Source organism: Rhodococcus sp. CX (genome assembly GCF_015865005.1).
In the GTDB taxonomy this organism is placed as follows: Bacteria; Actinomycetota; Actinomycetes; order Mycobacteriales; family Mycobacteriaceae; genus Rhodococcus.
This window is the reverse complement of sequence record NZ_JADZGH010000233.1, coordinates 21,287-27,427: the sequence shown is the minus strand read 5'-3', so window position 1 is coordinate 27,427 and position 6,141 is coordinate 21,287. Positions and strand designations below refer to the sequence as shown.

Sequence of the window (6,141 nt, the reverse complement as noted above, 5' to 3'; positions counted from 1 at the left end):
GTTCCGCGCACAGCAGGCGTGATCCGGCTGTGAGGTAAAAACGAGAGCACCTTCCGTATTACCTGCGGGTTACCGGTACGCGGAACTGCATCGTTTCAGTCTTGCCACATTCGTTCCACATCCCAGAATGTGGGACGGGGGTGAAAATCGGCATGTTGCGGCAGGGTACGTTCGTCCAATGTTCTCGAAAGTGCTTGTCGCCAACCGTGGCGAGATCGCGATCCGCGCCTTCCGTGCCGCCTACGAACTGGGTGCCGGGACCGTCGCGGTGTTTCCCTACGAAGACCGCAAGTCGCTGCATCGGCTGAAGGCGGACGAGTCGTACCAGATCGGTGTCGAGGGACATCCCGTCCGCGCCTACCTGTCGGTCGAAGAGATCGTCTCGGCCGCGAAGTCCGCGGGCGTGGACGCGATCTACCCGGGCTACGGATTCCTGTCCGAGAATCCGGACCTCGCCGCAGCCTGCGCGGAAGCCGGCATCACCTTCATCGGCCCGCCCGCCGAGGTGCTGGAACTGACCGGCAACAAGGCCCGCGCGATCGCCGCCGCCAAGGCGGCCGGTCTGCCGGTGCTCGCCTCGTCCGAGCCGTCGTCCGACGTCGAGGCGCTGCTCGCCGCCGCCGAGGACATGGAGTTCCCGGTGTTCGTCAAGGCGGTCGCCGGTGGTGGCGGACGCGGCATGCGCCGCGTCGCCGAACGCGCCCAGCTGCGCGAAGCGATCGAAGCCGCCTCGCGTGAGGCCGACGCCGCGTTCGGTGATCCGACGGTGTTCCTCGAGCAGGCCGTCGTCGACCCGCGCCACATCGAGGTCCAGATCCTCGCCGACAAGCACGGCAACGTGATGCACCTGTTCGAGCGGGACTGCTCGGTGCAGCGCCGGCACCAGAAGGTCGTCGAGCTCGCCCCGGCCCCGAACCTGCCGGAGGAGCTGCGGCAGAAGATCTGCGCGGACGCGGTGGCGTTCGCGAAGGAGATCGGCTACCAGTGCGCCGGCACCGTCGAGTTCCTGCTCGACAAGCAGGGCCGCCACGTGTTCATCGAGATGAACCCGCGCATCCAGGTCGAGCACACGGTGACCGAGGAGATCACCGACGTCGACCTCGTGCAGGCGCAGATGCGCATCGCATCCGGTGAATCCCTGTCGGATCTGGGTCTGTCGCAGGACACCGTCACGATCCGCGGAGCGGCGCTGCAGTGCCGCATCACCACCGAGGACCCAGCCAACGGCTTCCGGCCCGACACCGGCCGCATCACCGGCTACCGCACGCCCGGCGGCGCCGGCATCCGCCTCGACGGCGGCACCTCCGTCGGTGCCGAGGTCTCGGCGCACTTCGACTCGATGCTGGTCAAGCTCACCTGCCGCGGGCGCAACCTCGAGGCCGCCGTCGCGCGGGCCCGGCGCGCGGTCGCCGAGTTCCGCATCCGCGGCGTCGCCACGAACATCCCGTTCCTGCAGGCGGTGCTCGACGACCCGGACTTCCGGGCCGGCAACGTGACCACCTCGTTCATCGAGGAGCGTCCGCAGCTGCTGACGCTGCGTTCCTCCGCGGACCGCGGCACCAAGATCCTGCGGTACCTCGCGGACGTGACGGTCAACAAGCCGCACGGCCAGCGCCCCACCACGGTCTACCCGCACGACAAGCTCCCCGCGATCGACCTGACGGCCGCGACCCGGGTGCGCAGCAAGGACCTGCTCACCGTCGCCGGGCACGTCGCGCGGATGACCCCGGAACTGCTGTCCATCGAGGCGTGGGGCGGTGCCACCTACGACGTGGCGCTGCGCTTCCTGCACGAGGACCCGTGGGAGCGGCTCGCGGCGCTGCGTGAGGCGATCCCGAACATCAACCTGCAGATGCTGCTGCGTGGTCGCAACACCGTCGGCTACACGCCGTACCCGGAGGCGGTGACCCGGGCGTTCGTGCAGGAGGCGGCGAGCACCGGCATCGACATCTTCCGGATCTTCGACGCCCTGAACAACGTCGACCAGATGCGACCGGCGATCGACGCGGTCCGCGAGACCGGCACCACGATCGCCGAGGTCGCGCTGTCCTACACGGGCGATCTGTCGAACCCGAACGAGACGCTCTACACGCTCGACTACTACCTGAAGCTGGCCGAGCAGATCGTCGAGGCCGGCGCGCACGTGCTGGCGATCAAGGACATGGCCGGGCTGCTGCGCGCCCCCGCCGCCGCGACCCTCGTCTCGGCGCTGCGCAGCAACTTCGACCTGCCGGTGCACGTGCACACCCACGACACCCCGGGCGGTCAGCTCGCCACCTACCTGGCGGCGTGGCAGGCGGGCGCGGACGCCGTCGACGGCGCGTCGGCGGCACTGGCCGGGACCACCAGCCAGCCCGCGCTGTCCGCGATCGTCGCGGCCGCGGCGAACAGCGAGTACGACACCGGCCTGGACCTGCAGGCCGTGTGCGATCTCGAGCCGTACTGGGAGGCGCTGCGGAAGGTGTACGCGCCGTTCGAGTCCGGGCTGCCCGCCCCGACCGGCCGCGTGTACACGCACGAGATCCCCGGTGGTCAGCTGTCGAACCTTCGTCAGCAGGCCATCGCGCTGGGCCTCGGTGACCGCTTCGAGGACGTCGAGGCCGCCTACGCCGGCGCCGACCGCCTCCTGGGCCGGCTGATCAAGGTCACCCCGTCGTCGAAGGTCGTCGGCGACCTCGCGCTGCACCTCGTCGGTGCCGGTGTGTCCGTCGACGACTTCGCCGCCGATCCGGGCCGCTTCGACATCCCGGATTCGGTCGTCGGATTCCTGCGCGGCGAACTCGGCACCCCCGCCGGGGGCTGGCCCGAGCCGTTCCGCAGCAAGGCCCTGGCCGGCCGCGGCGAACCGAAGGCCGAAGCGCAGCTCGCATCGGAGGACGAGAAGGCGCTCGGCGGCAGCTCGCTCGAGCGTCGCAGCACCCTCAACCGGCTGCTGTTCCCGGCCCCGACCCGCGAGTTCGAAGAGCACCGCGACGCCTACGGCGACACCTCCGAACTGTCGGCGAACCAGTTCTTCTACGGCCTGCGCCAGGGTGAGGAGCACCGCGTCAAGCTCGACAAGGGCGTCGAACTGCTCATCGGCCTCGAGGCGATCTCGGACGCCGACGAACGCGGCTTCCGGACCGTGATGTGCATCCTCAACGGACAGCTGCGTCCGGTCTCCGTGCGCGACCGGTCCATCGCCAGCGAGGTCCCGGCGGCGGAGAAGGCCGACCGGAGCAACCCCGGTCACGTGGCCGCGCCGTTCGCCGGCACCGTCACTCTCGTCGTCGGTGAGGGCGACAAGGTCGCCGCGGGTGACACCGTCGCCACGATCGAGGCCATGAAGATGGAAGCGGCGATCACCGCGCCGCGCGGTGGGCAGATCACCCGCCTCGCGATCGGTGGTGTCCAGCAGGTCGAGGGTGGCGATCTGCTGGTGGTGGTGTCCACCGAGGAAAGCGCCGAGTGACACGGATCGTCGCGGGCCGGGCCGGGGGGCGGCGCCTGAAGGTGCCGCCCCGCGGTACCCGGCCCACCTCCGAACGTGTCCGCGAGGCACTGTTCAGTTCGCTCGATGCGCGGATGGACCTGGACGGGGCCGCGGTACTGGATCTCTACGCGGGATCCGGTGCCCTCGGTCTCGAGGCCCTGTCGCGGGGCGCCGCGCACGTGTTGCTCGTCGAGTCCGACGCCAAGGCCGCGGCCGTGGTCCGGCAGAACATCGCCGAGGTCGGGCTGCCCGGTGCCGTGCTCCGCGCGGCACCGGTGTCGACCGTGCTGGCCGGCACCCCGGACCGCGTCTACGACCTCGTGCTGGCGGATCCGCCGTACGCGATCGACGAGGACGCCGTGTCCCGGGTGCTGACCGTTCTCGTCGACGGCGGATGGGTCGGGGACGGTTCGGTGGTCGTGCTCGAACGGTCCTCGCGGTCACCGGAAACGGTGTGGCCGGAAGCCCTCGAGGCTGGGCGCGTCCGCAAGTACGGGGAGACCCGGATCGAGGTCGCCACCTGCTACGGTTCTGAATCATGAGCAGCGCCGTCTGTCCTGGATCCTTCGACCCTGTCACCAACGGACATCTCGACGTCATCAGCCGAACCGCACTGCAGTTCGACGAGGTCGTCGTCACCGTGTTGGTCAACCCGAACAAGCAGGGCATGTTCACCGTGCCCGAGCGCCTCGAGATGCTGGCCGAGGCCACCTCGCATCTCGGCAACGTCCGCGTCGACGCCTGGCAGGGTCTGCTCGTCGACTACGCGAAGGCAAACGGCATCACCGCGATCGTCAAGGGTCTGCGCGGCGCCAACGACTTCGACTACGAGCTGCAGATGGCGCAGATGAACCACAAGCTCACCGGCGTCGACACCCTGTTCGTCGCAACCAATCCCGCGTACAGCTACCTGTCGAGCTCGCTCGTCAAGGAGGTCGCGACCTACGGCGGCGACGTCGCGGACATGCTGCCGGCGACGGTGCACAAGCGGCTGCTCGCGCGGATCGCCGAACGGGCCGCGGGCAAGTAGCCCGGATCACGTCCGCCGGGTAACGGTTTCGACAACACGGGCACCGGGTTCGCCGACACGCCCCCGAGGGTCGCGCCGCACCGCGCCACCTGCGGCAGACTGGCAGCTGGCCGCGGCCGCACCGGCCGGACCGGACGAGGAATGGGGTTGGGCGTGTATCGGGTTTTCGAGGCACTCGACGAACTTGTCGCGATCGTCGAGGAAGCACGTGGTGTGCCGATGACCGTGAGTTGCGTGGTCCCGCGAGGGGACGTTCTCGAACTCCTCGACGACGTACGGGACGCGCTGCCCAGCGAGCTGGACGACGCGCAGGACGTCCTCGACCACCGTGACCGTCTGGTCGGCGACGCGCGGGCTCTGGCGGACAAGACCGTCGGTGACGCCGACGAAGAGGCGCGGGAACTGCTCGAGCGGGCCCGGGCGGACGCCGACCGCATGCTCGCCGACGCGAAGGCCCAGGCCGACCGGATGGTGCAGGAGGCGCGGGCACACGCCGACGAACTGGTCCAGGACGCGCGCGCCGAAGCCGAGGACACCGTCGCCGAGGCCAAGCGGCAGTACGAGGCTCTCACCGGCCGGGCCCGGGCCGAGGCGGACCGCATGATCGAGTCCGGGAAGGCGTCCTACGAGCGGGCCGTCGCGGACGGTGAAGCCGAGCAGGCACGGCTGGTGTCCCAGACCGAGGTCGTGCAGGCGGCGCACGCCGAATCGGCGCGGGTGATCGACAGCGCCCACGCGGAGTCGGACCGGTTGCGCACCGAATGCGACGAGTACGTCGACGGCAAACTCGCCGATTTCGAGGAGATCCTCAACACGACGCTTCGCTCGGTCGGGCGGGGCCGGCAGCAGTTGCGCACCGCCGGGGCCCCGGACTACGCGGAGGCGGACTGGCGCGCCGAACGCCGCCGCTGAACTCGCGCACCGGGCGGATTTCCCTGTGGCGCGCCGCGTCGCGTACCATTGGGGGGTTGCCCAGTACAACTGACGGCTTCGTGCCGTCGATCCGAAAGCGAGTTGCCGTGTCTTCCCGTCATCACAGTGCGTCTCGTCCCGCCCGGGACGAGGGTCTTGTGCTGGACGTGATCTCTCTCGGCCGTCGCCCGGGCTCGATGCGAACGGTGAGCCGGGTCGTCCCGTCGCCCTCGCGTATCGGTCTCGACCTCGTCGCGATCGAAGAGGGCACGGATGTGGAACTCGATCTGCGGCTCGAGGCGGTGTCGGAGGGCGTGCTCGTGACGGGCACCGTCCGCGCCGAGACCGTCGGCGAGTGCTCGCGGTGCCTCGAGCCGTTCACCGGCTCGGTGGACCTGTATCTCACGGAGCTGTTCGCCTACCCGAACAGCGTCACGGAACAGACCACCGAGGAGGACGAGGTCTACCGGATGGTGGACGACGAGATCGACCTGGAGCCGGTCATCGTCGACGCCGTCGGACTGGAGCTTCCGCTGCGGCCGTTGTGTAGCGACGACTGCGCGGGACTGTGCCCGGAATGCGGCATTCGCCTGGCGATTGCGGAATCCGGGCACGGGCATGAAATAATCGATCCTCGCTGGGCTGGGTTGGCAGCTGCCATCGGCGCAGGATCCGAAGAACCCAGCAGTGCACCTGACAGCAAGAACAACGAGGAGAAGTAGACGTG

5 protein-coding genes are annotated in these 6,141 nt (G+C 69.5%); all 5 read left to right on the top strand.

Annotated features, from left to right (window positions below; all coding sequences use genetic code 11):
- Window positions 1–178 precede the first annotated feature (178 nt).
- The 5 genes from I0Q12_RS26170 (at window position 179) to I0Q12_RS26150 (ending at window position 6,136) form a co-directional block, all read left to right on the top strand.
- Window positions 179–3,451, top strand: coding sequence for a pyruvate carboxylase (locus tag I0Q12_RS26170; RefSeq protein ID WP_197256160.1), 3,273 nt, complete (start codon window positions 179–181; stop codon window positions 3,449–3,451).
- Window positions 3,448–4,014 carry a 16S rRNA (guanine(966)-N(2))-methyltransferase RsmD gene (gene rsmD / locus I0Q12_RS26165; RefSeq protein ID WP_197256158.1) on the top strand — a complete coding sequence of 189 codons (567 nt, stop codon included), beginning with the start codon at window positions 3,448–3,450 and terminating at the stop codon, window positions 4,012–4,014. The genes I0Q12_RS26170 and rsmD overlap by 4 nt, the downstream gene beginning before the upstream one ends.
- Entirely contained in the window at window positions 4,011–4,502 is a 492-nt protein-coding gene (gene coaD / locus I0Q12_RS26160) for a pantetheine-phosphate adenylyltransferase (protein ID WP_197256156.1), read from the top strand. Before rsmD ends, coaD begins: the two co-directional genes overlap by 4 nt.
- Window positions 4,503–4,655: 153 nt before the next feature.
- Window positions 4,656–5,414 (top strand): DivIVA domain-containing protein, encoded by a 759-nt coding sequence (locus tag I0Q12_RS26155; protein WP_197256154.1) that lies wholly within the window; start codon window positions 4,656–4,658, stop codon window positions 5,412–5,414.
- A gap of 107 nt (window positions 5,415–5,521) precedes the next feature.
- A complete protein-coding gene (locus I0Q12_RS26150) occupies window positions 5,522–6,136 on the top strand; it encodes a DUF177 domain-containing protein (protein WP_248673533.1) in 615 nt (204 codons plus the stop codon).
- Window positions 6,137–6,141 lie beyond the last annotated feature (5 nt).

Bases quoted from the DNA above. Each gene is read 5' to 3' on its own strand.
- coaD (WP_197256156.1), top strand. From the start codon at position 4,011: ATGAGCAGCGCCGTCTGTCCTGGATCCTTCGACCCTGTCACCAACGGA.
- I0Q12_RS26170 (WP_197256160.1), top strand. From the start codon at position 179: ATGTTCTCGAAAGTGCTTGTCGCCAACCGTGGCGAGATCGCGATCCGC.